This is a genomic window from Maribacter sp. 2-571 (assembly GCF_050589625.1).
In the GTDB taxonomy this organism is placed as follows: Bacteria; Bacteroidota; Bacteroidia; order Flavobacteriales; family Flavobacteriaceae; genus Pelagihabitans.
This window is the reverse complement of the sequence record NZ_JBNGOP010000073.1, coordinates 1-884: the sequence shown is the minus strand read 5'-3', so window position 1 is coordinate 884 and position 884 is coordinate 1. Positions and strand designations below refer to the sequence as shown.

The following is an 884-nucleotide window of genomic DNA, read 5'->3' as shown; positions in this document are numbered from 1 at the left end:
ATCGGCCGTAGCGGCGACCGCCGCTTGCAGGGCACCGTGGGGGTCGACGTGCTCTCCTTCAACCTGGGCACCTCCCTAAGGGAACAGTCCTTCGCGATCAGCGCGCACGACTGGGTGAACGATACCCTTTTGGAGGCCGAGTCCAGCGCACATTCCCCGACCTCCTCCCACCCCTATCTCGATACCCTGAGGTCCGAATCGAACAACCTCTTCGCCAAAAAGGGGCGTTACGAGTGGAACAGGGGACAGCACGAATACAGCGCACAGGGCGGTGTGGATACCGCCGCAAAGGTGAACGCACTGGGAAGGGCCGCCGCCATGGTCACCGCATCGGGGACCTCCGAACTGGTCGCCCTGCGGGTGGGCGATACCCTTACCCTGGAAGGGCTCAACTTTTCGGATGCCCAAAAGAGGGACCCCTATGGTTCCTACGACATTACCAAAGTGGTGCACCGCTTCGACCATAACGGACATTACCGAAACGAGTTCGAGGGCGTGCCCGAGGGTACCGAGCACCCGCCCTACTCCGAGAGCTTTGCCGCGCCAAGGGCGGGCGCACAGCGCGGAAGGGTATTCGACAATGCCGACCCGGACGGGCTAGGGCGCGTAAAGGTGCAGTTCCCATGGCAAATGGCAAAGGGCACCGCAACGCCATGGATAAAGATGGCCACCCCCTACTCGGGCGCCGAAAAGGGCTTTTACTTTATACCCGAGAACGGCGAGGAGGTTCTGGTGGGCTTCGAGGGCGACAATCCCGAAAAACCCTTTGTGCTCAGCGCGGGATACAACAACGCCGCCAGCAGTGGCTTCGCCGATGCCGACAACAACATCAAGGCCATTAAGACAAGGAGCGGACATGTGATCGAACTCAACGATACCGATGG

The 884-nt window shown here is 60.7% G+C and carries 1 protein-coding gene; it reads left to right on the top strand.

Annotation, left to right across the window (positions count from 1 at the left end; translation table 11 throughout):
* On the top strand, nucleotides 1-884 hold an 884-nt coding region (locus tag ACRD7P_RS20920), incomplete at both ends, for a phage baseplate assembly protein V (protein ID WP_430909748.1).